20 protein-coding genes are annotated in these 26,153 nt (G+C 53.4%); 11 read left to right on the forward strand and 9 right to left on the reverse strand.

Annotated elements, in window-relative coordinates; translation table 11 throughout:
- The 6 genes from dnaA (at nucleotide 1) to CFU_RS00030 (ending at nucleotide 11,730) form a co-directional block, all read left to right on the forward strand.
- A complete protein-coding gene (gene dnaA / locus CFU_RS00005) occupies nucleotides 1-1,431 on the forward strand; it encodes a chromosomal replication initiator protein DnaA (RefSeq protein WP_014003995.1) in 1,431 nt (476 codons plus the stop codon).
- 294 nt (nucleotides 1,432-1,725) lie between these two features.
- Entirely contained in the window at nucleotides 1,726-2,832 is a 1,107-nt protein-coding gene (gene dnaN / locus CFU_RS00010) for a DNA polymerase III subunit beta (protein WP_014003996.1), read from the forward strand.
- A gap of 205 nt (nucleotides 2,833-3,037) precedes the next feature.
- Complete coding sequence (gene gyrB / locus CFU_RS00015; protein WP_014003997.1) at nucleotides 3,038-5,518, forward strand: DNA topoisomerase (ATP-hydrolyzing) subunit B; 2,481 nt, start codon at nucleotides 3,038-3,040, stop codon at nucleotides 5,516-5,518.
- 209 nt (nucleotides 5,519-5,727) lie between these two features.
- Nucleotides 5,728-8,838 (forward strand): type I restriction endonuclease subunit R, encoded by a 3,111-nt coding sequence (locus CFU_RS00020; protein WP_014003998.1) that lies wholly within the window; start codon nucleotides 5,728-5,730, stop codon nucleotides 8,836-8,838.
- The gene (locus tag CFU_RS00025) at nucleotides 8,832-10,466 is read left to right on the forward strand and encodes an HsdM family class I SAM-dependent methyltransferase (RefSeq protein WP_014003999.1); all 1,635 of its coding nucleotides are present in this window, start codon (nucleotides 8,832-8,834) and stop codon (nucleotides 10,464-10,466) included. The genes CFU_RS00020 and CFU_RS00025 overlap by 7 nt, the downstream gene beginning before the upstream one ends.
- Complete coding sequence (locus CFU_RS00030) at nucleotides 10,459-11,730, forward strand: restriction endonuclease subunit S (protein ID WP_014004000.1); 1,272 nt, start codon at nucleotides 10,459-10,461, stop codon at nucleotides 11,728-11,730. The genes CFU_RS00025 and CFU_RS00030 overlap by 8 nt, the downstream gene beginning before the upstream one ends.
- Before the next feature lie 132 nt (nucleotides 11,731-11,862).
- Here CFU_RS00030 and CFU_RS00035 read toward each other — a convergent pair whose 3' ends face one another.
- On the reverse strand, nucleotides 11,863-13,686 hold the full coding sequence (locus CFU_RS00035) for a DUF262 domain-containing protein (protein WP_014004001.1): 1,824 nt from the start codon (nucleotides 13,684-13,686) through the stop codon (nucleotides 11,863-11,865).
- Nucleotides 13,687-14,532: 846 nt separating this feature from the next.
- Between CFU_RS00035 and CFU_RS24245 the strand changes: the two genes are divergently transcribed.
- From CFU_RS24245 to CFU_RS00045, 3 genes are all read left to right on the forward strand, one after another.
- A complete protein-coding gene (locus tag CFU_RS24245) occupies nucleotides 14,533-15,315 on the forward strand; it encodes a hypothetical protein (RefSeq protein WP_148264715.1) in 783 nt (260 codons plus the stop codon).
- Nucleotides 15,296-15,883, forward strand: coding sequence for an exonuclease domain-containing protein (locus CFU_RS00040; RefSeq protein ID WP_190275202.1), 588 nt, complete (start codon nucleotides 15,296-15,298; stop codon nucleotides 15,881-15,883). The genes CFU_RS24245 and CFU_RS00040 overlap by 20 nt, the downstream gene beginning before the upstream one ends.
- A 606-nt stretch (nucleotides 15,884-16,489) precedes the next feature.
- Complete coding sequence (locus CFU_RS00045; RefSeq protein ID WP_014004002.1) at nucleotides 16,490-17,983, forward strand: reverse transcriptase domain-containing protein; 1,494 nt, start codon at nucleotides 16,490-16,492, stop codon at nucleotides 17,981-17,983.
- A 204-nt stretch (nucleotides 17,984-18,187) separates the two neighbouring features.
- Here the strand turns inward: CFU_RS00045 and CFU_RS23560 are convergent, their stop codons facing one another.
- Entirely contained in the window at nucleotides 18,188-18,400 is a 213-nt protein-coding gene (locus tag CFU_RS23560) for a helix-turn-helix domain-containing protein (RefSeq protein ID WP_081466375.1), read from the reverse strand.
- A gap of 193 nt (nucleotides 18,401-18,593) precedes the next feature.
- On the opposite strand from CFU_RS23560, the gene CFU_RS25470 reads away from it, so the two are divergent.
- A complete protein-coding gene (locus CFU_RS25470; RefSeq protein ID WP_081466376.1) occupies nucleotides 18,594-18,854 on the forward strand; it encodes a SymE family type I addiction module toxin in 261 nt (86 codons plus the stop codon).
- A 19-nt stretch (nucleotides 18,855-18,873) separates the two neighbouring features.
- Here CFU_RS25470 and CFU_RS00050 read toward each other — a convergent pair whose 3' ends face one another.
- The 3 genes from CFU_RS00050 to CFU_RS00060 form a co-directional block, all read right to left on the reverse strand.
- Nucleotides 18,874-19,389: a type II toxin-antitoxin system YhaV family toxin gene (locus tag CFU_RS00050; protein ID WP_014004003.1), complete on the reverse strand. Its 516-nt coding sequence runs from the start codon at nucleotides 19,387-19,389 to the stop codon at nucleotides 18,874-18,876.
- Nucleotides 19,386-19,715: a type II toxin-antitoxin system PrlF family antitoxin gene (locus CFU_RS00055; protein WP_041740976.1), complete on the reverse strand. Its 330-nt coding sequence runs from the start codon at nucleotides 19,713-19,715 to the stop codon at nucleotides 19,386-19,388. Before CFU_RS00055 ends, CFU_RS00050 begins: the two co-directional genes overlap by 4 nt.
- Nucleotides 19,716-20,193: 478 nt before the next feature.
- A complete protein-coding gene (locus CFU_RS00060; RefSeq protein ID WP_014004005.1) occupies nucleotides 20,194-21,126 on the reverse strand; it encodes an AraC family transcriptional regulator in 933 nt (310 codons plus the stop codon).
- A 101-nt stretch (nucleotides 21,127-21,227) separates the two neighbouring features.
- Here CFU_RS00060 and CFU_RS00065 point away from each other — a divergent pair, with 101 nt between their 5' ends.
- A complete protein-coding gene (locus CFU_RS00065; protein ID WP_041740978.1) occupies nucleotides 21,228-21,971 on the forward strand; it encodes an SDR family oxidoreductase in 744 nt (247 codons plus the stop codon).
- A gap of 232 nt (nucleotides 21,972-22,203) precedes the next feature.
- On the opposite strand, the gene CFU_RS00070 is transcribed toward CFU_RS00065, so the two are convergent.
- From CFU_RS00070 to gstA, 4 genes are all read right to left on the reverse strand, one after another.
- Nucleotides 22,204-23,436 (reverse strand): Fic family protein, encoded by a 1,233-nt coding sequence (locus CFU_RS00070; RefSeq protein ID WP_041740979.1) that lies wholly within the window; start codon nucleotides 23,434-23,436, stop codon nucleotides 22,204-22,206.
- Between the two features lie 539 nt (nucleotides 23,437-23,975).
- A complete protein-coding gene (locus CFU_RS00075; protein ID WP_014004008.1) occupies nucleotides 23,976-24,575 on the reverse strand; it encodes a hypothetical protein in 600 nt (199 codons plus the stop codon).
- A 23-nt stretch (nucleotides 24,576-24,598) separates the two neighbouring features.
- Nucleotides 24,599-25,363 (reverse strand): DUF899 domain-containing protein, encoded by a 765-nt coding sequence (locus CFU_RS00080; RefSeq protein ID WP_014004009.1) that lies wholly within the window; start codon nucleotides 25,361-25,363, stop codon nucleotides 24,599-24,601.
- Nucleotides 25,364-25,525: 162 nt separating this feature from the next.
- Nucleotides 25,526-26,137, reverse strand: a complete 612-nt coding sequence (gstA, locus tag CFU_RS00085) for a glutathione transferase GstA (protein WP_014004010.1) — start codon at nucleotides 26,135-26,137, stop codon at nucleotides 25,526-25,528.
- Nucleotides 26,138-26,153 lie beyond the last annotated feature (16 nt).

Here is a 26,153-nt window from a genome sequence, read left to right on the forward strand (position 1 = left end):
ATGGAAAATTTCTGGCAGAGCTGCTCTACCCAGTTGGAGCAGGAATTGACGCCTCAACAATTTAGCGCGTGGATAAAACCGCTGGCGCCACTCGATTACGAGGACGGACGATTGCGCATCGCTGCGCCGAATCGCTTTAAGCTGGATTGGGTAAAAACGCAGTTCGCCAGCCGCATCACGACCCTGGCGCACCAATATTGGGAGGCGCCGATCGAAGTGGTGTTCGTGCTCGATCCGCGCAAGTCGGCGCCGGCCCCTGCCAGCTCCAGCATGCCGGTTGCTATTAATAATAGTAACGAGCAGGCCGGCGCGCAGTCGTCGGCAGCCGGCGGCGGCAGTTATGGCAACAGCAACTTCGACCGCCTGCCGGAAGTGCAGACCGAGAACAGCACAGCCAGCGCCCGGCGCGACCAGTCGCGCATCAATACCGCCCTCAGTTTCGACAGTTTTGTTACCGGTAAAGCCAACCAGCTGGCGCGCGCGGCAGCGATCCAGGTCGCCAATAATCCCGGCGTTTCCTACAACCCGCTGTTCCTGTACGGTGGCGTCGGCCTCGGCAAGACCCACCTGATCCACGCCATCGGCAACCAGCTGCTGGCCGACAATCCTAACTCGAAGATCCGCTACATCCACGCAGAACAGTACGTTCGCGACGTAGTGACTGCTTACCAACGCAAGGGTTTCGACGACTTCAAGCGCTACTACCATTCGCTGGATTTGCTGCTGATCGACGATATCCAGTTCTTCGGCGGCAAGAGCCGTACCCAGGAAGAATTCTTCTACGCCTTCGAAGCGCTGATTGCTGCAAAGAAACAAATCATCATCACCAGTGACACCTACCCGAAAGAAATCACCGGCATGGATGACCGCCTGATTTCGCGTTTCGACTCCGGCCTGACGGTCGCCATCGAGCCGCCGGAACTGGAAATGCGGGTAGCGATCCTGCTCAAAAAAGCGGCATCGGAAGGCGTCACCTTCTCCGACGACGTCGCGTTTTTTGTTGCCAAACACTTACGTTCCAACGTCCGCGAGCTGGAAGGCGCACTGCGCAAGATTCTTGCTTACTCTCGTTTCCATGGCAAAGACATCAGCATCGATGTGGTCAAAGATGCATTGAAGGACCTGCTGTCGGTACAGAACCGCCAGATCTCCGTCGAGAACATCCAGAAGACCGTGGCTGACTTTTTCAACATCAAAGTTGCCGATATGTACTCGAAAAAGCGGCCGGCCAATATCGCCCGTCCGCGCCAGATTGCGATGTACCTTGCCAAGGAACTGACCCAGAAAAGCCTGCCGGAAATCGGCGAACTGTTCGGCGGCCGCGATCACACCACGGTATTGCACGCAGTCCGCAAGATCGCCGGCGACCGCACCAAGAATCCGGAATGCAACCACGAATTGCACGTGCTGGAGCAGACCCTGAAGGGCTGATATCGAGATGCCGGGCGATTGTGCACGTTGCCTGCGGCCCTGTGGATAAGTTTGTATAAGGCAAGTTGAAAACTGGGCGGTGACTGTGGTTTTTTTGCCGATTTGGTTAAATCGCAGAGCTTGCCGATTTGCCAACTTACAATCGCAAAAAATCGTCACAGCGGCGCAGATTTCCGGCCCGGAGGGGTCCGTAGAGGGTCGATTTAAGTTACATTTACAGACTGCTTACCAAGCATTCAAACCCGTACTTCAGCAAGCAGCAATATTTGATTTTTAAATAACAAGGATATAGCTATGCAATTGGTCAAAACCAACCGAGATACCCTTCTCCGGCCACTGCAGATCGTGAGCGGTATTGTCGAGCGTCGGCACACATTGCCGATTCTGGCCAATATCCTCATTCGCAAAGAAGGCGAAAAGGTCTCTTTCCTGTCGACCGACATCGAAGTGCAAATCACCACCAACGCCAAGGTCGGCAGTGGCAGCGAAGTAGCGGCCACCACCGTCGCCGCGCGCAAGCTGCTCGATATCCTGCGCGCCCTGCCAGACACCGGCGAAGTCTCGCTGACCCTGAGCAACAAGCGCATGACCGTGCAGTCCGGCAAATCGCGTTTCGCACTGCAAACCCTGGCCGCCGAAGAATTCCCGACAGTCGCCCAGGCAGACCATTACAACGCCACCGTCACCCTGCCGCAAAAGACGCTCAAGCATCTGTTCAACATGGTGCACTTCTCGATGGCGCAACAGGATATCCGTTACTACCTGAACGGCCTGCTGCTGGTCCTCGACGGCAAGAACGTCATCGCGGTTGCGACAGACGGCCACCGCCTGGCGTTTTGCCAGGTCGCCACCGAACAAGAGTTCGCGCGCCAGGAAGTCATCATCCCGCGCAAGACCATCATCGAACTGCAGCGCCTGCTGGAAGAAACCGACGAACCGGTCCAGCTCGAAATCGCCAACAACCAGGTCAAGCTGTCGTTCGCCGATATCGAACTGATCTCCAAGCTGGTCGAAGGCAAGTTCCCCGACTACACCCGCGTGGTGCCGAAGGGCTACAAGAACGATTTCACCATCAGCCGCGACCAGCTGCTGCGCTCCTTGCAACGCGCCGCCATCATGACCAGCGACAAGTTCAAGGGCGTGCGCTGGGTAGTCACCCCAGGCAGCCTGAAAATCAGCTCCACCAACGCTGACCAGGAAGAGGCGATTGAAGAACTCGAAATCGATTACGGCGGCGATAGCGTCGACATCGGCTTCAACGTCACCTACCTGCTCGACGTCCTCAACAACCTCAAGGGCGACAACGTCAACATCGCCCTCGGCGACGCCAATTCTTCAGCACTGATCACCGTGCCGGAAAACGCCGATTTCAAGTACGTAGTAATGCCAATGCGAATCTAGTCGATGTAGGGTGGGCACCCCGTGCCCACGCTGCAACGGCCTCCGGCACACCGCGTGGGCACAGGTGCCCACCCTACGGTTGCTGGTAAAAGCCGTAGGGTGGGCAAGCTTTTCTGCCCACGCGCGTGCCCCCCAGCATTGCTTGTAAAAGTAGCATCCAGTCCCAATATAAGTAGTTCCGAAGTAAGCTTTTCAGAAGGTAGCCATGTCATCAGCCCCAGACAACACCAATCAGCCGCAACCCAATGCATACGGAGCGTCCTCGATCCAAATTCTCGAAGGCCTGGAAGCGGTACGCAAACGCCCCGGGATGTACATCGGCGACACCTCTGACGGCACCGGCCTGCACCACCTGGTGTTCGAAGTGCTGGACAACTCCATCGACGAATCGCTGGCCGGCCACTGCACCGAAATCCACGTCACCATCCACGCCGACAACTCGATCTCGATCACCGACAACGGCCGCGGTGTGCCGACCGGCATCAAGTTCGACGACAAGCACGATCCAAAGCGCAGCGCAGCCGAAATCGTCATGACCGAGCTGCACGCCGGCGGCAAGTTCGACCAGAACTCGTACAAGGTATCCGGCGGCCTGCACGGTGTGGGCGTGTCTTGCGTTAACGGCCTGTCCAAGCTGCTCAAGCTGACCATCCGCCGCGACGGCAAAGTGCATTACATGGAATTCGTGCGCGGCGTCCCGCAAAACCGCGAAACCGAAACCATCGACGGCATGCTGGTATCGCCGATCAAGGTCATCGGCGACACCGACAAGCGCGGCACCGAAGTCCACTTCTGGGCCGACGAAGAAATCTTCACCCACGTCGAATTCCACTACGAAATCCTGGCCAAGCGCATCCGCGAACTGTCCTTCCTCAACAACGGCGTGCACATCAAGCTGACCGACCAGCGCACCGGCAAAGAAGAAAACTTCGCCTTCGAAGGCGGCACCCGCGGTTTCGTTGAATACATCAACAAAGCCAAGACCGTCCTGCACCCGACGATTTTCCAGGCCACCGGCGAAAAAGACGGCGTCAGCGTCGACGTCTCCATGCAATGGAACGACGCCTACAACGAACAAGTACTCTGCTTCACCAACAACATCCCGCAACGCGACGGCGGCACCCACCTCACCGGCCTGCGCGCGGCGATGACCCGCATCTTGAACAAGTACATCGAAGAACATGACTTCGCCAAGAAAGCCAAGGTAGAAACCAGCGGCGACGACATGCGTGAAGGCCTCACCTGCGTGCTGTCCGTGAAAGTGCCAGAGCCGAAATTCAGCTCGCAAACCAAAGACAAGCTGGTCTCCAGCGAAGTGCGCCTGCCGGTAGAAGAAATCGTCGCAAAAACGCTGAACGACTACCTGCAAGAACGCCCGAACGACGCCAAGATCATCTGCGGCAAGATCGTCGAAGCCGCCCGCGCCCGCGACGCCGCCCGCAAGGCGCGCGAACTGACGCGCCGCAAAGGCGTGATGGACGGCCTCGGCCTGTCATCGAAACTGGCCGACTGCCAGGAAAAAGACCCAGCCCTGTGCGAACTCTACATCGTCGAGGGTGACTCCGCGGGCGGTTCCGCCAAGCAGGGCCGCGACCGTAAATTCCAGGCGATTCTGCCGTTGCGCGGTAAAGTGCTCAACGTCGAAAAAGCCCGTTTTGAAAAGATGCTGTCGTCCGAACAGATCACCACCCTGATCGCCACCCTCGGCACCAGCATCGGCGCCGACGAATTCAACGCCGACAAGCTGCGCTACCACCGCATCATCATCATGACCGATGCGGACGTCGACGGCGCCCACATCCGCACCCTGCTGCTGACCCTGTTCTACCGCCAGATGCCGCAACTGGTAGAGCGCGGCCACATCTACATCGCCCAACCGCCGCTGTACAAGGTCAAGCACGGCAAGGACGAGCGCTACCTCAAGGACGACGCCGAAGAAGTCTCCTACATGATGCAAGTCGCCCTCAACGACGCTGCTCTGGTGCCAAGCGAAGGCGCGCTGCCGATCAGCGGCCCGGCCCTGGCCGAGCTGGTGCGCCAGTACAACATGGCCAACTCCATCATCACGCGCCTGACGCGCGCGGTAGACGGCGCCGCCCTCACCTCCATCATGACCGGCGTCACCCTCAAGCTGGACACCCTGGCCGACGCCGAAGCCTCGGCCCAGGCCTTGCAAGCATCGATCAACGAGCCATCGGTGCAAGTCGTCGTCAAATCCGACGAACTCTCCGACAAGCACGCCCTGCGCATCCAGCGCCGCTACCACGGCAACATCAAGGTCAGCGCCATCGACAGCGACTTCGTCGCCAGCCCGGATTACACCGTGCTGGTCAACGCCGCAGAAACCTTCAAAGGCCTGATCGGCCCAGGCGCCCTGATCCGCCGCGGCGCCGGCGAAAAAGTCAAAGAGTCAGCCATCATCGATTTCCACCAAGCCATGGCCTGGCTGCGCGACGAAGCCGAACGCGGCGTCAGCAAGCAGCGCTATAAAGGTCTGGGCGAGATGAATCCTTCGCAGCTGTGGGAAACCACGATGGATCCGACTGTGCGCCGGTTGTTGAAGGTGCAGATTGAGGATGCTATTGCTGCGGATCAGATCTTCATGACGCTGATGGGGGATGATGTTGAGCCGCGTAGGGCGTTTATTGAGTTGAATGCGCTGCAGGCGGGGAATATTGACGTCTGATTTATCCATCGACCTGATTACGGGGCATCTTGATACTCCGCGCGATTCGATCTACTGCTGGATTGACCAAAAGGGCATGCTGCCCACCGCGAGGGGATGTGGAAGTTCAAAACGTCAGATGTCGATGAATGGTTGAGCATTGGTGGCACCCACGAAGAATCCGAAAGTGCGGTTTCACACTCAAAAGATAAATAGGGATATCAAGCCTGATGGTTTTCAGCGAAGACTCGCGAGTCAAAATACCTTGCATTCTGCATTTGGTGCGGCTTGGCTACAGTTATCTTTCCTTGAAAGATGTTGCTTGGGATGAAAAAACCAACATCTTCCCGGACCTTTTTCGCACAGCTATCGCCCGGATCAACCCAGCCATTGACGATAGCAACATCGATCGCCTGTTAATCGAAGTCAAACTCCTGCTCGATAACGAAGATCTTGGTAAGGCCTTCTACGAAAAGTTTACGGAGCGCTCAGGTATCCGGTTGATCGACTTTGAGAACTTTGACAATAACAGCTTCCATGTTGTTACTGAGTTGACCTGCAAAAATGGGGACGATGAGTTTCGGCCCGATATCACGTTGCTCATCAATGGCATGCCACTGGCGTTTATTGAGGTTAAGAAGCCCAATAACCGTGAAGGCGTTTTGGCCGAGCGTAACCGTATCATTACACGCAGCAGGAACCCTCGTTTCCGTCGTTTCATCAACATTACGCAGTTGATGGTCTTCTCCAACAACATGGAATACGACGATGGCTCGCCGCAGCCCATCGAAGGCGCATTTTATGCCAGCCCGTCTTATGATGCGCCAGTGTTCAACTATTTCCGCGAAGAAGAATCGCTGGATCTCGCAAACCTGCTGGCTGACGAGGATGACGCCGCTGAGAACGAAGTGCTGCGCGACAACAATCTGAACGTCATCAAGCACAGCCCCGAGTTTATCAGCAACAAATCGCCCGATGCGCCGACGAACCGCATCTGTACTTCACTGTTTAGCCGCGGTCGGCTGGCCTTCTTACTGCGATTCGCGCTAGCCTATGTGAATGAGACCGATGGGCTGCAAAAGCACATCATGCGTTACCCGCAGCTCTTCGCTACTAAAGCAATCGAGCGTAAGCTTGATGATGGCGTGCGTAAAGGCATCATTTGGCACACCCAGGGCAGCGGCAAGACCGCGCTGGCCTACTACAACACCCGCTTTCTGACGGATTACTTTCAGCGAAAGGGCGTTGTCCCAAAGTTCTATTTCATCGTTGACCGACTCGATCTACTTAGCCAGGCGCAGCGCGAATTTACCGGGCGCGGGTTGATCGTGCACACCATTGACAGCCGCGAAGCCTTCGCCCGCGATATCAAGACCACACAGGTGCTGCACAACAACACCGGCAAGCATGAAATTACCGTGGTCAACATTCAGAAATTTCAGGATGACCCGGACGTGGTGCGTACCGAGGATTACGACGTCAGCATCCAACGCATCTATTTTCTCGACGAGGTGCACCGCAGCTACAACCCGCAGGGCAGTTTTCTTGCTAACCTCAGCCAATCCGACCGCAATGCTATCAAGATCGGACTTACCGGCACGCCACTGCTCGGGGATGATTACAATTCCCGTGTGCTGTTTGGCGACTACATCCACAAGTATTACTACAACGCGTCAATCGCCGACGGCTATACTCTGCGCCTGATCCGCGAAGAGATTGCAACGAACTACAAGCTCACTTTGCAAGAGGCGCTCGCTGCCGTGGAGTTGCAGCAAGGGGATATTGACCGAAAGCTCATTTACGCACACCCGAAATTTGTCGAACCAATGCTCGATTACATCGTGCGTGATTTTGAGAAGAGTCGCAGTGCGCTGGGCGATGTCAGCATCGGCGGCATGGTCATCTGCGACAGCGCCGAGCAGGCTCGCCAGATGTTCGAGATTTTTAACGCGGTCTATGCGGTCCAGCCCACATCAGTTTATGCTGTGCAAGACTCCACGCAAGCATTGATCGCTGCCGCGAAGCCCGAGAGCTATGCTGCTCGCGCACTGTTGGAGAACCGTGCAAAGAGTGCGGCGCTGATTTTGCACGACGTGGGCAGTAAGGAAGAGCGCAAGCAATGGGTCGAAGACTTCAAGACTGGCAAGATCGACCTGCTATTCGTCTACAATATGTTACTCACTGGCTTTGATGCCAAGCGTCTGAAGAAGCTCTACCTCGGGAGAGTAATCCGTTCGCATAATCTGCTGCAAGCGCTCACCCGCGTAAATCGCACCTACAAGGATTTTCGTTACGGCTATGTCGTCGATTTCGCCGACATTCGCAAAGAGTTTGACGTCACCAACAAAGCCTATTTCGACGAATTGCAGGCCGAGTTGGGCGACGAAGTAGAACATTACTCCAATCTATTTAAATCCGCAGAAGAGATTGCTCAGGAAATCGAAGCTATCAAGGATATCTTGTTCAGTTTCGATATCGAAAACGCCGAGGTATTTTCACAGCAGATCAGTCAGATTCAGGACCGTGCCACAGTATTGGCGCTCAAGAAAGCGCTGGCCGATGCACGCAATCTTTACAACCTGATCCGCTTGCAAGGTGAAAACACGCTGCTGCAGCAACTCGATTTCCAAAAGCTCAATCAGCTTTACCGCGAGACCTGCAACCATCTTGATCTGCTCAACCTCAAGGAAAACATCGAGTCCAGCACCAGCACCAACAATCTGCTCAATATCGCGCTGGAAGACGTGCTGTTCATGTTCACCAAGGTTAAGGAAGAAGAGTTGGTGTTAGCCGACAAGCTCAAGAGCACCTTGCGCCAGACTCGCGAAGCTCTAGCTGATAACTTCGACCAGCAGGACCCAAAATTTATCACGCTCAAGGAAGAGTTGGAGCGGTTATTCAAGAAAAAGAAGTTGAACGAAGTTAGCCAGGTAGAAATGACCGCCAATATTGGTGCCCTTAGTGCCATTTACGACAAGGTCAAGGAGCTGAACCGCCAGAACAACCAGCTCCGCGCCAAATATCGGGGCGATAACAAATACACTCGCATCCACAAACGGCTGCAAGAGCGCAGTACGGTGACGCAAACTGAGCGGCGCCTCTTCGAGGCCCTTTTTGGAGTCAAACAGCAGGCCGACGAACAGGTGCTGCAGAACACTCAATTGCTGGCCAATGAAAGCTACTTCGAGCGAATGATGATGCCGATTGTGTTGGGCGAGTTCGAGACCCGTCAAAAGGTTCATCTCAATCTTGACGCCGCTGACACTATCAACCATCTGGTTGTGACCGAATACATGAATGAATTTGCCTTAGGCAGCAGAACAGGAGTACGCAGTTGGTAACGCAGGAATTTGAACAACGCACCCGAGAATTAATTGATAGCCTTAAGGCCATCTGCGCTGCCTATGGTTTGGGCAATGATGGCAACGAATTCAAAATCATCACCCAGGTTTTTCTCTATAAATTTCTTAACGATAAATTCGCCTTCGAAGCCAAGAAGATCCGACCGGATTTAGCAAAAGCCGATAAATGGGAACAAGCCATTGCCAGCCTGAGCGATGAGGAGCTTGGCAAACTGCATCGCAAGATGGGGCCGGACACAGCACGACTGAAACCCGAGCACTTCATTTCTCACCTGTGGAACCGCCAGACAGCTCCGGAATTCGCCAAGCTGTTTGACGACACCCTGCGGGATATCGCGATTACCAACAACGACATCTTCGCCGTCAAGACCGATGGTGGCGCCAAGATCACTCTGTTCGACCGAGTCAGTGAGTTCATCACCGATCCCTCCAAGCGCGATGCTTTCTGCCGTGCCCTTATCAACAAGCTGGGCGACTTCAGCTTTGAGCGCATTTTCACGCAGAAATACGACTTCTACGCCGCACTATTTGAATACCTTATCAAGGATTACAACAAGGATAGCGGTGGGAAATACGCCGAGTACTATACCCCGCACGCCGTGGCCAAGATCATGGCCGCCATCCTCGTGCCGGAAGCGGTACGCGGAAAAATCAAAAACGTGAGCTGCTACGACCCCTCGGCCGGTTCCGGCACGCTGCTCATGAACATCGCCCACGCCATTGGCGAACAACGCTGCACCATTTATTCGCAGGACATCTCGCAGAAATCATCCAGCTTGCTGCGCCTGAACTTGATTTTGAACAACTTGGTTCACTCCATTCCAAACATTATCCAGGGCAACACCGTGCTTCACCCCTACCATCGACAAGGTAAGGCGCTCAGGAAATTCGACTACATTGTTTCCAATCCGCCCTTCAAGATGGATTTCAGCGATTTTAGGAATGAGCTGGACGCCAAAGAGCACAAGGAACGCTTTTTCGTCGGGGTGCCGAATATCCCTAAACAGGCCGTAGACAAGATGGCTATCTACCAGCTCTTTCTACAACACATCATTCACTCGCTGAAACCCGGCGGTAAAGCTGCCGTAGTGGTGCCCACGGGCTTCATCGCTGCGCAAAGTGGTATCGACAAGGGCATCCGCCAGCATCTGGTGGACAACAAAATGCTGGCGGGCGTGGTTTCGATGCCAAGCAACATCTTCGCTACAACCGGCACAAATGTCTCCATCCTGTTTATTGACGCTGCTAACAAAGAAGGTGTGGTGCTGATCGACGCCTCCAGTCTTGGCACCAAGGTCAAGGATGGGAAAAATCAGAAAGTTCTGCTTGCTGGAGCTGAAGAAGATTACATTATCGCCACCTTTAACAGCAAAGAGATGGTTGAGGATTTCTCGGCGGTGGTAAGTTATGACGAGATCGTCGCCAAGAATTACAGCTTGAACGCCGGACAGTATTTTGAAGTGAAGATCGAGTATACAGACCTGACACCTGCTCAGTTTTCTGCGAGGATTCAAGGCTTTACCGACAAACTGAGCCCGCTGTTCAAGGAATCGGCGCGGCTGGAGAAAGAGATCAAAAAACAATTGGTAGGGTTGCAGTATGAGTAACGCGATCAATACCAGAAAATCATTTTCTGGAAAAGCCAGTCCTTTACATAAGCTGTGTTTCTCAATAACGGATTGTCATCACTCAACGCCGAGATGGTGCGATGATGGAAAAATTGTTGTTAGAAATTTCAACATTAAGAACGGTAAGCTCGATTTAAGCTGCCCTTCTTATACAGATGAGAAAACTTTCAAAGAACGGATCTCGCGTGCTAAGCCTGAGGCAGGTGACTTAATCATCACTCGCGAAGCTCCTATGGGGGAGCTCTGCGTTATCCCGGCGGGCATAGAGTGTTGTCTTGGTCAAAGAATGGTCCTAATAAAACCTGACCCGAAGAAGATAGGCAGTAGGTATCTCCTCTACGCAATGCTCTCCGAATTTGTTCAAGGTCAAATAAATCGAAGTGACAAAACAGGCTCAATCGTTAGTAATTTGCGGATTCCTTTACTGAAGGAGCTCGAGATTCCCTTGATCGATGGGAGCGAAGAGATCGCAGCCGTCCTTTCCACCATTGACGCTAAGATCGACTGCAACAATCGCATAAGCGCCGAGCTAGAGGCCATGGCCAAGACTTTGTTCGACTATTGGTTTGTACAATTCAACTTCCCTGACGCCAACGGCAAGCCCTACAAATCCTCTGGTGGGAAGATGGTTCACAACGCCATCCTGAAACGGGAGATTCCGAAGGGATGGGCCGACTCAAGCATTCAGGCTATAGCTGATCTGCTCGGTGGTGGAACGCCTACAAAAAAGAAGTCAGAATACTGGGGGGGCGATATCCCATTCTTCACTCCTACGGATGCTGACGGAACTATCTTTAAATTTTCCACAGCAGATTACATTACCGACGATGGCTTGAAAGGCAGTAGTACCAAGCTCTTCGGCAAGAATACTGTTTTCATCACTGCGCGTGGATCTGTGGGTAGGTTGGTATTGGCTGGAGTCGACATGGCTATGAACCAGTCCTGTTATGCACTGCGTGCCAAGCCGGGCGTTAGCCATGTCTTTCTGTTTTATCTAGCTAAGGAATTGATTCATCATCTGCATGTCAAGTCTTCCGGTTCGGTCTTCAATTCGATCGTCTCGAATGACATCGAACTGACCAATCTTGCGATTCCAAAAGGTGAGGTCATTACAAAATTTGCCGCGGTCGTTGAGCCAATGTTCGAGAAAATTGGGAACAACACCAAGGAAAACCAGCATCTCGCTACACTTCGTGACTGGCTCTTGCCCATGCTGATGAATGGCCAAGTGACGACTGCATGAAGGAGTAACAATTTCGGGCACGACAAGAACTCATTTGCACAATAGTATTTCATTGCCGCGAAAGATCTCGTCGTGTAAGCCTTGCCCTCCACGCAACAAAAAATAATCTCTTCTACTCGTCCCTGTGCCAGACTAGTAATCGTTATCGGTGTCAGCGTTCATAATGCCGCTGGCCATTGAAGCCTTTCCCATCGCTCCCTCAATCAGCTCCAGGAGTGCCGCCTTCCGCGCTTGGTAGAACTCCTCGAAATCGTCTGCGCGCAGCGCATTTGCGTCGATCCGATGACTCGTTAGCAAGGCATTCATTCCTTCGTCCGACAACTGCACCTGTTTGTGTCCCTGTAGTTTGCTGAGGTATGCCGATGGAGCTGATCCACCAATCATGCGGTTTGCCTTGTAGGAAATCGGAGTCTTGTTGACGATAGCGTTGTAGGTGGCACGCTTGATACCCTGCTTCTCGCACCAGTCCTGCGGGAAGATATGGTGGATGTCCAAAGCGATGTCCTCTTGGTCCAGCTCCTGAATCTTGGCCTTCCAGAAAAAATCTTCCGCACCCTCACGTAATACCAACATGTTAATGCCCTTGTATGCAGCACTCAAGCGTGACCACAGACGATCCAACCGGTCGGGACTGAAGGTCGCTTCCAAGACAGTGCGTGGTACAGCTCTCTCATCCTTTACCCACCCCAGCAGCTCTTCCACATCGTTAGCAATTCGCGTTTCCACAGCGCCGCCATAAAGCTCGCCTAACACGCCGCACCAATACCAGCGCGACAACTTCGCATGAATCATCGGCTCCAACCAGCGTTCCTTTAGAATCGCCAGCACGGCAGCCAAAGGTGCAAGTTGGGTCCGGTATGGCAGCTCACGCGGGTCTCGTATATGTTCCTTACGCAGAAATTTGGCCACAAGCATGAAGCCTTGCTCAACTGGAGCTGCCCATTTTTTATAGTCCGGCAACTCAAGGGCCAATATCGCTACTCGCTTGGCGCTCACCGGCGCGACCTGTTTGTCCTTCTTCCCCGCTGCCAGATCAATCTGGCGCTTCTCCAGCGTGTGAAGCATGGTCACAGCTTGAAGGAAGTCTGTGGTTTCCACCTGCTGCAGCACCGGCTCTTTGCACAGCCGCTCTTGTCGCGACTGCACATTGCGCTGCTTACTGCCATACCAGTCGTCTCGCAGGTTGTAACCGTCGGCCGCGTAGGTCGCGGTCATCAACTCAAACACATTAAGCGGAACGCCACCGGTATTAACCTTCTCGAACACCAAGCACACTGCTTCCTTTGAGGTAGCCTTATGTAACTGAATCACCGGTAGTTGGTAGTTGCGAAACGCCCCAAGTACGTCTTTACGGAACCGCATGTACAACCCAAAGTGCTCTGACGCGTGTTCTTGTAGTGCTTCTTCCCAAGCATCGGAGTTGAGAATTTGGTCACAGGGAAAATACAGTTGTGCGCACTCCTTGATCGGGCTGCTCAAATCAAGTACCGTGTCGCGGCCAAAATTGGAGCGCAGAATACGGTCCGGTTCGAGAGCCAAAATAGCGTCGTCGAGTCTGTCACCGCCTTCCAGTGCGGTGGGGATATGCCAATAGTAGTGGCGCTCAATCGCTTTGCCCTTGTCGGTACGCGTTTTCACTGCCGATTTCAAGGCCAATACCTGTGTCAACGTAGTCAGCCGTTGCTGTCCGTCCAGGATCAGCAGCTCCGCCTCAGCAGCACTCCCAGGTAGCACCACGCCCTCCACTGCCCGGAGTTGAAAACGTGCTTCGCCGCCCGTTTCTAGTAGCATCACCGCACCCACTGGGAAGGAGCGCGCCACGCTCACAAGAAGGCTGCGAATATGGTCATCGTCCCAAACCCAGCCACGCTGGAAGTCAGGGAGCTGAATCTTACCCCTCGCTATTTCCGTTAGAATTTCTGGCAGTAGGCGTTTAGTGCTATCGAAAGTACTCATGCGATAAATGTGTGTGTAGTTATATTACTGGTTTGTCTCACCAGTGCGTCGTCAATCTAAATCTGCTCGATGCCCCCACCCCGCCTGTTGTACGGCAGGCCTGATGAATTTATTGCTCCATTCTCTACATTGCAACACAATCCGATCATGCTGCTTTTTTAGCAATTTAGGAATCTAGCCGGCCATTATGAATTTGGGTCTTGCTCTAGATACTTAACGTCAATTCCGCCGGCGTTCATGGCAAGTATTTGCCCATCTCGTTTGGCGATCTTGGACCCGCTCGCTTAGATAATTCGATGAGGGATGCTTTCGTCAAGCCAGTCCTCATCCAGCCCATGCGATTCTTCAAAACACCTCGCTGACTACTCGGTAAGAGTTCTCCTCATTGCATGTTCCGGAAGTGCTTCCTCCGCATCACGGCAGCGAGCGTTCGACGCCATCTCCCAGAACTCGGAGTGAGGAAAGCATGCAGGTTTGATAGTCTTAGATTGGCATTGGATGGGAAAGTTGTCTAGTAATAAATCTATGCTGCCTCGTAAGAGTTTTCAAAGAAACATCAAATTAGATGCGTGGGGACTAACCGCATTATCATAATCAGCACTTTTACAAAAGAACCCGGCGATTATTCGCCGTGCATCATTGATTACATTTCTAGTATTTGGGCTCACCCAGATTCTTGCCAACATTACCATGGGTTCGCTTACAATCTCGCACAATGACCTGAGATGGAGGTTCAGTCCAATAGCGGTTATCCGCCGCAGGATAGCCAACCGATCTTTCATATCAAATCGACGACGAATAACTCAGTTCGTTGTATTTTTTACTTCTAAACGGAGTTAGAACGATATGAACGAACTATTTGCGAAGTTGACAAACCTTAGCTATGAAATCTTCGGAGTATTTTTGCCAGGGATGGTGACGAGCATGTTCGCGATACTACTCTGGGCAGCACTTGGCAACTTAGCACCTTACTGGACTCACGATGTCCTTCCTATTTTTGTGCTGGACACCCTTAGAGCATTGATTAACTCTCTCAACGTTGCAAGTGGAATCGGTGCCGGAATCCCAATTCTTGGTATATGGTACTTTCTTGGTCATATTATTCTATGGATTGGAAGATCGGGTAAAGCTAGAGCGGATGCGATGTCAGCGCCTTTCAGGCGGCTCGGTTTATCTTTGATTTTCCGAATCCCTAGACCTGTAGAACCATTCAACACAAAACTCGATCCGCTGTTTGATCTGGCGAAAAAGAATTTTGTGACGGATGGCTTAACTATGGAATGGCGTCAATTTTTCCCGGTTGCAAAAATCTTTCTTTCTCAGCGGCTTACAACTTCGCTGGTTACAACATACCAAAACAAGTACACGTTCCATCGATCTGTCGTAACTATAAGTGCTTTGTTATTTTGGGTGTCAATTCTCGCCTTGAGCTGTGCATACATCTCGGTACGAGCGGGTGCCCCAGCACCATATTGGTGGGCGCTTTTTACTTTAGCTGTTGGCGCCATCATCTTCGTCTGGAACTTCTCAGCCAGTTATCTGTATCATTGGGAGATGTTCGGGAATTCCATTGTCACTGAAACGTATTCGCTTTTGTATGCCCCAAAAGATGCTTCAAATCCAAAGTAAAAACCTTGTTGTTATTGATCTCGAGACCAGCGGCGTCAATCCGTTTCGACACGATGTCCTGGCAATTGGACTTGCGCCTGTGTCGATACGCTCCGCAGAACGTGTTATTTATGTGCGATCTCCGCAAATCTGCTGGAGTCCATATGCCAAGAAAAATTTCGAAAAATTTTCAGCTGATTGGGAAATAGAAGCAATTGAGCCCATTGCTGCTTGTGAAGAATTAGAGCGCTATTTTCTGCAAATTTTTGATGGTGAGCCAGCCGTAGCAATTGGGCATAACGTCGGTTTCGACGTTGCGTTTTTACGTAAGCTAGCTTTTTTAGCGGCAAAAGATGAAATAGTAGGTTTATCGCATCGAGCGCTCGACACGCACACGATCTTGCACCTCCTTTTCCTTAAAGGCGCTATTCCAGCCTCGGCGGTCAAATCTGACGGCGCTTTTGAATATTTTGGAATTGATATTCCAGAAAAGCAAAGACACACGGCCTTGGGCGATGCCATAGCCACACGTAAGCTATTTTTTAAGTTACTGGAAGCCCTGGGGATCTCCGGTAGTGCGACGATTTAAGCATCCCGCAAGTCTAAAAGAGTCCACCTCAAAAAGGATCCGGGGTCAAGTTTTGCAATGACATATTATGTAGTTGGCCAGTCATCGAATACGTTATTGCAAGACTTGACCCCAACCTTCATGCAGAGCGGCTGCCAATACACCATGGAATGCTTGCGACGAACATTCGATATCCAGTCATCTTGCGACCCAATGCAGCTCGCTGCGCCTGATTCATTGATGCAGAAAACCGCTATTTGGTGCATTGCTTTATGCGAGACTCCTAACGTCCCAAGGTGCACCATCTATATATTCAACTTTTTGAATTTCTGGGCATCGAGGGTGTCTGCTGAAGCGAACATGTAAGTAAAGCCGTTTCGTTCAGTCCGACAATCAATATTCAATATTGACTAACTTGAAAAAAATTGACAATTTGCAATTTTTCTATCAGTATATTCGTACTTCCTAAGGGGAAGAACGGAGTCACTCTCATACGCGGTTACGTGCCGCGACATTGGAGGTGAAGAGTCAACTCTCCATCAACCTGAAATCTTACTTTTACTAGGTTGACTCCGTGGGAAGCCCAAGGCTTTTGCCTTGGGCTTTTTGTCATTCTGGGAGCTATAGATGAATCTTGCAAAACAGATTGAGAAGTACATTCGGGAAGAAGCCGAAAAGCTAATCGAGCGGCACCACAACTATCACAATAGCCTTCACAAAGAACACGAGCGGTTAAGTAAGAGGGTGAATGATGCGCCAAAAAAAGAGATTCGCACGCCTGATTACTGGAACATCGACAAAAAATTCAATCCGTTCTATGTCAGGAGGAGAGCGAAGAGTATAGCCCTGTCAATCGCGCTGAAAATACAAAATGGGGAATATGCCCCGAACGATCCGCATATAAAAGAAATAGATAAGCCAGGCGGAGGAAAGCGTCAACTTACCATCTATCAAATCCCGGACGCTGCCGTCTCACAGCTATTTTATACTCGACTATTAGCAAAAAATAGACACCGCTTTAGTTCATTCTCGTACGCCTATCGAAATGATCGAAATGTACATTTCGCCATTCAAGACATATCGGTTGATATTGAACAAGATGCGAGAACCTTTATTGCCGAGTTCGATTTTTCCGATTTCTTCGGGTCTATTAACCACCAATCTTTATTTCTACAATTTTCAAAAAATGGCTTCTTTATTAGCCAGGAGGAAATTTCAGTTATAAAGGCATTCCTAGCTAAGCGTGAGAAAGGAATACCGCAGGGCACTTCAATCTCACTCTTCCTGGCAAATTTGGTCTGCTGGAAATTAGATAATAGCCTTGAAAAAGCAGGGTTAAAGTTCGCACGATATGCTGATGACACCGTTATTTGGAGCCCCGATTACGCTGCAATTTGTAACGCACTTGAGATAATCAATGCGTTTTCTATAGAAGCGGGAGTTTCAATAAATGCCAAGAAGTCGGATGGAATAAGCCTGCTGGCCCGCGACGGTAGCAGATCCGAAATTGCTTCTAAACCCGACTTCAATTTTTTGGGTTATGCGATCAGTCCGACTAAGGTTTCGATTAAAGCAAAATCTGAACGCCGAATAAAGAAGCAAATCTCATATTTGCTCTATCGAAATCTGATCCAACCTATTAGAACAAAACCCTTACGTGGATTAATAATTCCGTCGAATAATCGAGACCCAGCATTTTTGAGCGCAATGTTACAGGTTCGGAGATATTTGTATGGGGGCCTCCTACACAAAGAAATGGCAGAATATATTCGCGGCAGAAGATCGTCAATCTTATTTAAGGGCGCAATGAGCTTCTACCCGCTGCTTAACGACGAACAGCAGCTTCGAAATCTTGACGGCTGGTTACTTTCGGTCATCCATCGTGTTCTAAAGAAGAGGTGTGATTTACTTCTAACGCACAAATATGATCTACGGGAAGCCTTTCCTTTTTCGTCGCCAAGGGATAAGTTGGTTATTCAGTGCCGAAGAAAACTCGTTAATGGAAAGGGTCTAATGGAGATCCCTAGCTTTATGTTGATCTACAAGGCGCTCAAAAAGGGCCTCAACGAACATGGTATCGAACGAGTCATGAATCCGAAATCTCTCCAGTATGATTATTAGCTAAATCGACTTTGTCTCTGAAAAATCCTGCCACCAATTGACCGCTTCTGTTCTGATTAGGCAATTCGGAAAAAATGAATTCAACCCGCTGTGGGCAAAGGATCCGAGGTCAAGTCTTGCAATGATATATTATGTAGTCGGCGGAATCACCGAATGCGTTATTGCACGACTTGACCCCAACCTTCGTAATGCGATTTGGCAACGTTAAAGCCCGTTAAAAAGCTCAGCCACCGTGACATTCAATGCGATAGCCAAAGCTTCAATCGCAGACAGAGAGGGATTGCGCACCCCTCTTTCAATACCACTGATGTATGTGCGGTCAAAACCACACATGTCGGCAAATCCCTCTTGAGAAAGAGCCCGCTCTTTCCTCAGTTCTCTTATGCGTTCACCAAAGCGTATGGATAAAGTTTTCACATAAGCATTAACCCATTTTGTAGACTAATCGAACACGGACTAATCGTCACATGTTACGTTGTAGACTAATCGGCACCTTTGGGTGGCACGGGTTCTGAGCAGTTGAAGGTCTCACAAGGCTGCTTTGCGAAAATTTTATCTTGAGCCCTACTGTCTCCACGGAATTGCCGATTGTTCGCCCTGACTTCAGACAATGGCAAAGGAGTTCCTTGTGACAAACATCCGTACACGACCTGCAAAATCCGCCGCATCTGCTCCGGACTGTTCCGAAGCAATCAGCAGATCCGCCGCGAATATTCAGAATCGACTCACCGTGTCCTTCTATCAGGAGGATGACCCTGAAATTTTATGGATACGACTGCGTGGTGCGGGACTCAAACGAGCCGGTTTTGCGCCTCATTCTCCGTTGCGCGTCAGAATTATGAGCGGCTGTCTTATGATTACCAGCAAATAAGGCAAAGCGTTCCATCAATTCAGGGCTGCACCAGTGGTTCCGCTGCCGCGATACGCTGCAGACGGTCGCCTTCGGAACGCGCCTCGACCAATAGTTGATCCCAGTCGTCCGGAGGATGGCCGCTCTCCAGCATCTTGCGGAACACCCGGTAGGCATCGTCGCTGCTCTCATAGGCGCGCATGGTGCCCCCGTCGTTCACCCACGCGTAGACGATCACTTTGCTTGGTGCATGGTAGCGGAAGAACAGCCGGTACTGCTGGAAGAACTTGGCTCGGAACCAGTGCTTGTGGTCTTCGCCGAGGGTGTTTCCCTGCCGGTATTCGGCCCGCGACGGATCTTGCGGAATCACCTCGAACGCCAGTTCGGCGATTGCTGCCAGCCGCCTCCTGGGGTTCTTTTTTGTGTATTCGGCGGGATCTTTTTGCTTGAGTGCCTCGACCTGCCGCATCAGCGTTTCAATTTGCGCAAGGAATAGCGGGTGAGCGAAAACTGTCCACCCGTTGACGACCAGGTGCGCAGGTTTGCTGCCGGTCATTCATCATCTGCCGGCAAGGCGGTATCCAGATCGACTTCAACACCGCCGACCAGTGACTGAATGCGTTGCACGAAATTGGCGTCGACGGCTTGGAGTCGTTCCGGATGGCTGGCAATGTCGCGGGCCAGAAAGCCCAGGAACTGCCCGAGCACCGGGTCCTCTTCCTCGGCCGCTTCCACGCGGGAGAGTACGACCTCACCGCCGGGGCGGATCGTGTAGTGAATCTTGTCCCGCTTGCTCAGCTTCAGGGCGCGGCGAACGGTTTCCGGCACCGTTGTCTGGTAGCGATCGGTCAGGGTCGATTCGACTTCTAGGGAGGCAGTCATGGCGCACTCCAATTAAAGGGATGGATGACATTTATGGTAATGCATTTGCATTGCCATGTCAAAGCAAGCGCATTGCTTCCAGCCGTCTCGTCGAGAAAAGAGTTGGCCGAACAACGGCGCGATGGTTTGAAAGCCTCACTCGACAAACATAAGAGGATGAATCGCGCCCTCAGGCGAGACGCCCTTCAAGCCGATGTTGTCGAAGAGCTTGGGCGAGAATACCTGCCGAATTTGGGCAGGAACTGAATCGCACGAGGCATGCGTTCGTTCAATAAGGCCGTAGGGTGGGCACGCCTTTGTGCCCACGCGGACCGTCGGTCATGCGAGAAGTGCATACTGAGGAGGAATGTGCACAAGATGTTGGGCAGTTGCGACTAAGGTCATTTGCTATATACGTCCACACCCACACGTATAAAAAATCGACTTTTCTATACATATTCAAATTGATATGTATAGAAAGTTGCTTTCTATATGCACATCACGAATGGGGATAATCCACCTCTCGCGCATAACGCGTCGGCGCCAATCCCACATGCCGGGTGAACGCAACGCTGAACGCGCTCGCAGAACCATAGCCAACCCGCTCAGCCACTTCAGCAACGCCCCCCTCTTTCCGCCGCAGCAGATCCTTGGCCATCGCCATGCGCCAGGCCAGCAGATAGGCCATCGGCGCGATGCCCACCGCGCGGCTGAAGCGCTCGAAGAACGCCGAGCGCGACAGCGCCGCCTCTTTCGCTAGCTGCGCCACCGTCCAGGGCCGGGTCATGCTTTCGTGCATGCGCCGTATCGCCACCGCGAGGCGTTCGTCGGCCAGCCCGCGCAACAGGCCGGGCGAGGCTGCCGTCCCCGTTGCGGAGCGCAGGGCTTCGATCAGCAGCACCTCCAGCAGGCGCGCCAGGATGACTTCACGTCCGGGCCGCTGCGCGCGGGATTCGTCTCCTACCAGCTGCACGAGTGTGGTCAGCCTGTTGCTAAGCTCGCTGGTAAGTCTATCTTCGCCGCGTACGTGCAACAGCTGCGGCAGCAGCGACACCAGCAAGGCCGCATCCGGCGAGCCGAAGACGCAGTAGCCGATCAGCATCTGCACCTCAGGCGGCCCGCTTTGTGTGCCTAGCCTGAACTCGCCATGGGGCAGCGCGACGGGCTCGCTGTTGAAGTCCTCCGCTACCGGCGCGAAGCTGGACATCGTGAAGCCATACGCCGCAGGGATCAGGACAAAGTCGCCCGCCTGCAGGTCGATCGGCGCCTGGCCGTCGGCTGCCAGGCGGCAGGCGCCGTCGAGGACCACGCCGTAGAACGGTTGCCCGGCTTCCGAGCGGCGCACCCGCCAGGGGCCTGCGGCGCTGACGAATTTCGAGAACTTGGCTTGCGGTTGGAGCAGCGTGACAACTTCCGCGAGGGGATCGACCATGACTGGACTCTTGCTAATGAAACGTGGACTCCTGATTGTAGTGCGTCCGGTTGCGGGCCGCTATAGTCAATGTACCGTACACCACCTACAGGAGTCCCCCCATGAAAACCGTCCTCATCACCGGCTGCTCATCCGGTTTCGGCCTCGAAACCGCCCAATACTTCCTCGCCCGCGACTGGCAAGTCATCGCCACCATGCGCACCCCGCGCGAGGACCTGCTGCCACGCTCCGAGCGTTTGCGTGTGATCGCCCTCGACGTCACCGATGCCGACAGCATCCGCCGGGCCGTGGCGGATGCCGGACCTGTCGATGTCCTGGTCAACAACGCCGGCATCGGCATGCTGGGCGCCCTCGAAGGCACCACGATGGCAACCGCCCGCGACGTCTTCGAGACCAACACCCTCGGCACGATGGCGATGATCCAGGCGGTGCTGCCGCAGTTCCGGCAACGCCAGACCGGCGTCATCGTCAACGTCACCTCGAGCGTGACCTTGAAGCCGCTGCCCCTGCTGTCCGTGTACACCGCAAGCAAGGCGGCCATCAACGCCTTCACCGAGTCGCTGGCGCTGGAACTCAAGCAATTCAATGTGCGGGTGAACCTGGTGCTGCCGGGACGGGCGCCAGAGACCCGCTTCGGTGAAAACGCCCAGCCCCGGATGCAGAGCGGCATCCCCGAGGCTTACGCAGACCTGGCAAAGAGTGTGTTTGCGGGATGGGGGCAGTCGTCTGCGGTGACGCGGGCGCAGGATGTGGCGGAAGCGGTGTGGCGGGCGGCGAATGATGCGTCGAGTCCGGTTCGCATTGTTGCTGGGGCTGATGCTGTGGCGTTGGCTGAGTCGTGTTGAACCCATATGACGGATTCGCTGAAAGACGGGGTGTATTTATGGTTTTGTTTGTTAACGGCGAGGTGTGCACTCCGTGGCCCGCTAAGTGGGGTCGGAGTGAAGTTTCTGCAAAAAGCGCGCAGAAAGTTCACTCCGACCCCAGTTAGCTGCATGTGTTAAGCGCGACGAAAACCGGGTTACGATTTTGTCGTGTTTTAGCGAATCTCGAAGGCGATTGTCGGCCGCTGCCATTTTATGAAATGGTATTCACCTCTGCTTCTGGCCATAAACGCGGAAACAGATAGCGAAATAGTGACAAAGGCAGAGCCAGCTCGACGGGGCCTTTCGGGGATTTAGAAGTAATGATGCCTAATTTGAATAAATCTGCCAATGCGCGGTCAGATGTTCGGCTGGCCAAGCCCATCATGCCTTTGAACTTGGTTCGCTCCATTGATTTTACTGTTCCCAGATAGGCCAGAGGGGTTGCTGCCTCGACCTTCAATGCTTTCGTGTCGTCCTTGGTGGATTCGGCTGCCAGCATTTCCCTCAGGCGCGCCTCAAAGGAAGGGATGTCTAGCATGCCGCTCATGAAGCTGACTTGGTCAAGGCAGGTGTTGATCAGGAACTGGATAAATTCGACTAATCCTTTTTCGCTTAATACACCGCGCCCGTCGTAATCTCCTTGTCGATCCTTGTCAGCAGCGATCAGATGCGCGTAATAATTTGCCTGTTCTCGCGCCAGCCCGCGCATTGGGGACCAAAGTCCTTGCGTCAACCCTAAGGAGTTCAGTCCCAGATGTGTATGCAGGCGGGCTGTGCGGCCATTGCCATCCGTGAATGGATGTATCCAGGCAAACCGATGGTGCGCTGCCATCAGCGCTACTACGGCATTTTCTCCCGCTTTTGAATGACTGTATCCGCGCTGCCACTCCTCCATGAAAACTGGGACTGTGGCGGGATCAGGGGGAATGTGATTGCCTATCTTTACGCCTGCAGTTCTCCATTCACCTGGGTGTACTTTTTCTTTAGTTCCATCGTCGTTGGTTTGAATCAGGTCGTCATCCAGCAGTTGCGTGTGTAAATGCCGATGGATGGCCTGTAAAACGCCTGGTTGAAAAAAGTTGGCGGCGTCGAAGCTTGGGTAAGTTATTTCTCCCCAGCGCTCTGTTGCGATGTGGGCGATAGCTATGCGTTGCTTCTTGGCTTCATCTGGCTTATCTGAAAAATCCGCCTTTAAAGCCCTTTCAATCATTAACGGCTCGGTATGCTGCCCTTCTATCTTGTTTGTATAAAAAGAATTCATTGGCCGCAATGTTTCTCGCAGCAAAGAACGAAGTTGTGGCATTCCCTGCGAAGCAAGATCTTTCGCATTGTTAATGAGCTCAGCTACCAACGGGCGCAAATCATTCATTGGCTGTTCGCTAGGCAACAGCGGAGACATTTGATGAGGGCTGTTGTAGTGATATTTTGATAATTTATCTGTCATAAAATATGCCAATTTCACAAGTATATATCGGTTTGGCGAATCACTTGGCGAATCTGAAGATGATTTATTTTAGATAAAAATCAATTTTAAATCAATGGCTTATATTTTATATGGCGAATTTATTGGCGAATCTTTGAATAGTAAATGAGAAGCTGGATTTGTTTGGAGGCAGTTAGGAGCGGTACACTGCGTACCAACGCAGTGTACCGCTCCTAACTGCCATCATGCATCCCTACATCAATGTGCCAGGCTATACCTTCAGAACGTAAATCACCATTTGCTATGCATATCCACTTCCACATGTATAGAAGAACGATTTTTCTATACATGTTCCCGTTCAAGGTATTGACGCAGTGGAGAAGTGATCAATAGAGTTTTTACTGTTCTTGATCGGTTATGACCGATACATGGATATAAATTTGATCGGTTATAGGCGATTGATAATTTTGATTGGTAGGCTGGGTACCCGTGCCTACGATGAATTTCCCGCATCATATCCAAATCAACGCTCACAGCGTGGACAGAAAGACTTGTCCGCGCTACGGGCTGTCGCTGATGGCTGCTTTTGGCGCTTTCTGCCTGACGCTCTGAAGCAAGTGGTCGCCGACATTAAAGCCGCTGCAAGCCCCGCAGGCGATCACAGCGGTAACGGCAAGCATCGCCGCCGCGTGAACCCCCACTGCCGCCAGCGCCAGCATCAGCGAACCGGATGCAGTGATCTCGCGCGCCGGCGTGTCTGCCATGCACAGCGGAATGAACGCCGGCACCAGCATCAAGCCGGCGCCGTGCGCGGTGGACATCATGAAGGACCAGAGCGCCAGTCCGGCGTGACTCGCCGGTACCCGGGCCCGCCTGGTTTTCCGGCCAACCAGGTGATACACCGCAACGCCCACCAACAGCACGCCCGCCACGACTTGCAGCGCGCTGCGATCCATCCCCAGCCCAAGCGCCACCGCAGCAGCCACCAGCGCGACCGATGCGGCGTGCCCGGCCGCAATCGGCGCCAGGGCCCGCAGCGCCTGCATCCGGTCGCCCGACCGCACACCCCAGGCGGCGGCAAACATCCAGCCGGTGGCCGGGTTCAGCCCATGCAGGGCGCCGACCCCTGCCACCGCCAGCCATGGCCAAAGATTTGACATGATGCGCTCGAATAGCTCGCGTTTCAGGTATGCGCGCAGCAGGAAGACGCGGCCGCCGGCGCCACCTCATAGCGGTCATGGTGACGCACCCATTCCATCTTGTGCGGCACGTCGCGCTCGCCGCGGCCCTGTGGCGTAAGGTCCATCATGTTGTACGCGCCCATCATCACTTCCACGCCGCGGCCATAGGTCGAGTAGGTGTGGAAGATGTCGCCGGCGTCGTCCTTGTAGAACACGCTGACGCCAGGCGCCTCTTCGTGCGGGAAGGGCTGCATGACGTAGTTGTAGCAGACCTCGCCCCTAGCTCGATCTTCCGGCGTGAAGCTGACCTTGAAGTCGTAATTGAAATCGCTGCCATGCGAAGACACCCAGCGGAACTGCCAGCCCATACGCTGGCGGAAGCGTGCGATCTCGGCCAGCGGCGCGCGTGAAATGGCGATTAGCGTGATGTCGCGCTGCGCCAGGTGGACGTTCATGCCGTCGGTGTGGTCGGCCATGAACGAGCAGCTCGGGCAGCCTTCCTCCCATCCCGGGCCGAGCATGAAGTGCTGCACCAGCAGCTGGCGGCGGCCGCCGAACAGCTCGGACAGCGTGCGCTGGCCCTCGGCGGTGTCGAACACGTAATCCTTATCGACGCGCTCCCACGGCAGCGCGCGCCGCTCGCGGGCGACCTGGTCATGCAGGCGCATCAATTCCTTTTCGCGCGCCAGCAGCGTCTTGCGCTCGCTCAGCCAGCGCTCGCTGGAGACCACGGGATGATTCTTTATTTCGGAATTAGCGGTGTTCATGATCTGCTCCTATTGACACTTCCTCAAATGATGACAACTCTTGTCCATCCATCACTCGTAGGGTGGGCACCTGTGCCCACGCGGAAATGGCGGGACGCGCAGTCCGGGATGGATAGCCAGGGGCGGTACAGCGTGGGCACAGGTGCCCACCCTACAAACGGTTTAGCTCGCTGCCGCCTGTTCGCGGTGCAGCGCCGCTTGTACGGCTGGGCGGGTTGCGATGCGTTCCTGGAACGCCTGCAAGTGCGGGAACGGCGCCAGGTCGAGATTGACGAACGTCGCCCAGCGCGTCACCACAAACAGATAGGCATCGGCGATGCTGAACCGCTCGCCCAGCAGGAATGGCGTGAAGCCGAGCGTGGCGTCGATCAGCGCATAGTGCTTGCGCAGATGGGCCATGCGTCCGGCGCGCATTTCATCGCTGGTCTCGGGGTAGAACAAGGGCAGGTAGCCCTGGTGCAGCTCTGAATTGATATAGCCCAGCATCTCTTGCAGGCGGTAGCGCGCCATGCTGCCGTTGGCGGGCGCCAGCTGCGCGTCGGGCTTCAGGTCGGCCAGGTATTGCACAACGGCCGGGCCTTCCGTCAGCACACGGCCATCGTCCAGCTGCAGCGCCGGCACATAGCCCTTGGGGTTGATGGCGAGGTAATCGTCGCCGTGTTCGGTGCGTTTGCTCTTGCTGTCGACCTTCACCAGCTCGATGGGCAGGCCAAGCTCATTGGCGACAATGTGCGGCGACAACGAACAGGCAGATGGAATGTAATACAGCTTCATGATCTTGCTCCTTGAT

Origin of the sequence: Collimonas fungivorans Ter331 (assembly GCF_000221045.1) — a bacterium.
GTDB classification, from domain to species: Bacteria; Pseudomonadota; Gammaproteobacteria; order Burkholderiales; family Burkholderiaceae_D; genus Collimonas; species Collimonas fungivorans_A.

Coding starts and splice junctions, on each gene's coding strand:
- dnaA (WP_014003995.1), top strand. CDS start 1: ATGGAAAATTTCTGGCAGAGCTGCTCTACCCAGTTGGAGCAGGAATTG.
- CFU_RS00070 (WP_041740979.1), bottom strand. CDS start 23,436: ATGACAGATAAATTATCAAAATATCACTACAACAGCCCTCATCAAATG.
- gstA (WP_014004010.1), bottom strand. CDS start 26,137: ATGAAGCTGTATTACATTCCATCTGCCTGTTCGTTGTCGCCGCACATT.
- CFU_RS24245 (WP_148264715.1), top strand. CDS start 14,533: ATGAACGAACTATTTGCGAAGTTGACAAACCTTAGCTATGAAATCTTC.
- CFU_RS00080 (WP_014004009.1), bottom strand. CDS start 25,363: ATGAACACCGCTAATTCCGAAATAAAGAATCATCCCGTGGTCTCCAGC.
- CFU_RS00030 (WP_014004000.1), top strand. CDS start 10,459: ATGAGTAACGCGATCAATACCAGAAAATCATTTTCTGGAAAAGCCAGT.
- CFU_RS00060 (WP_014004005.1), bottom strand. CDS start 21,126: ATGGTCGATCCCCTCGCGGAAGTTGTCACGCTGCTCCAACCGCAAGCC.
- CFU_RS00055 (WP_041740976.1), bottom strand. CDS start 19,715: ATGACTGCCTCCCTAGAAGTCGAATCGACCCTGACCGATCGCTACCAG.
- dnaN (WP_014003996.1), top strand. CDS start 1,726: ATGCAATTGGTCAAAACCAACCGAGATACCCTTCTCCGGCCACTGCAG.
- CFU_RS00035 (WP_014004001.1), bottom strand. CDS start 13,686: ATGAGTACTTTCGATAGCACTAAACGCCTACTGCCAGAAATTCTAACG.
- CFU_RS00065 (WP_041740978.1), top strand. CDS start 21,228: ATGAAAACCGTCCTCATCACCGGCTGCTCATCCGGTTTCGGCCTCGAA.
- CFU_RS00020 (WP_014003998.1), top strand. CDS start 5,728: ATGGTTTTCAGCGAAGACTCGCGAGTCAAAATACCTTGCATTCTGCAT.
- CFU_RS00045 (WP_014004002.1), top strand. CDS start 16,490: ATGAATCTTGCAAAACAGATTGAGAAGTACATTCGGGAAGAAGCCGAA.
- CFU_RS00075 (WP_014004008.1), bottom strand. CDS start 24,575: ATGTCAAATCTTTGGCCATGGCTGGCGGTGGCAGGGGTCGGCGCCCTG.
- gyrB (WP_014003997.1), top strand. CDS start 3,038: ATGTCATCAGCCCCAGACAACACCAATCAGCCGCAACCCAATGCATAC.
- CFU_RS25470 (WP_081466376.1), top strand. CDS start 18,594: ATGGCAAAGGAGTTCCTTGTGACAAACATCCGTACACGACCTGCAAAA.
- CFU_RS00050 (WP_014004003.1), bottom strand. CDS start 19,389: ATGACCGGCAGCAAACCTGCGCACCTGGTCGTCAACGGGTGGACAGTT.
- CFU_RS00040 (WP_190275202.1), top strand. CDS start 15,296: ATGCTTCAAATCCAAAGTAAAAACCTTGTTGTTATTGATCTCGAGACC.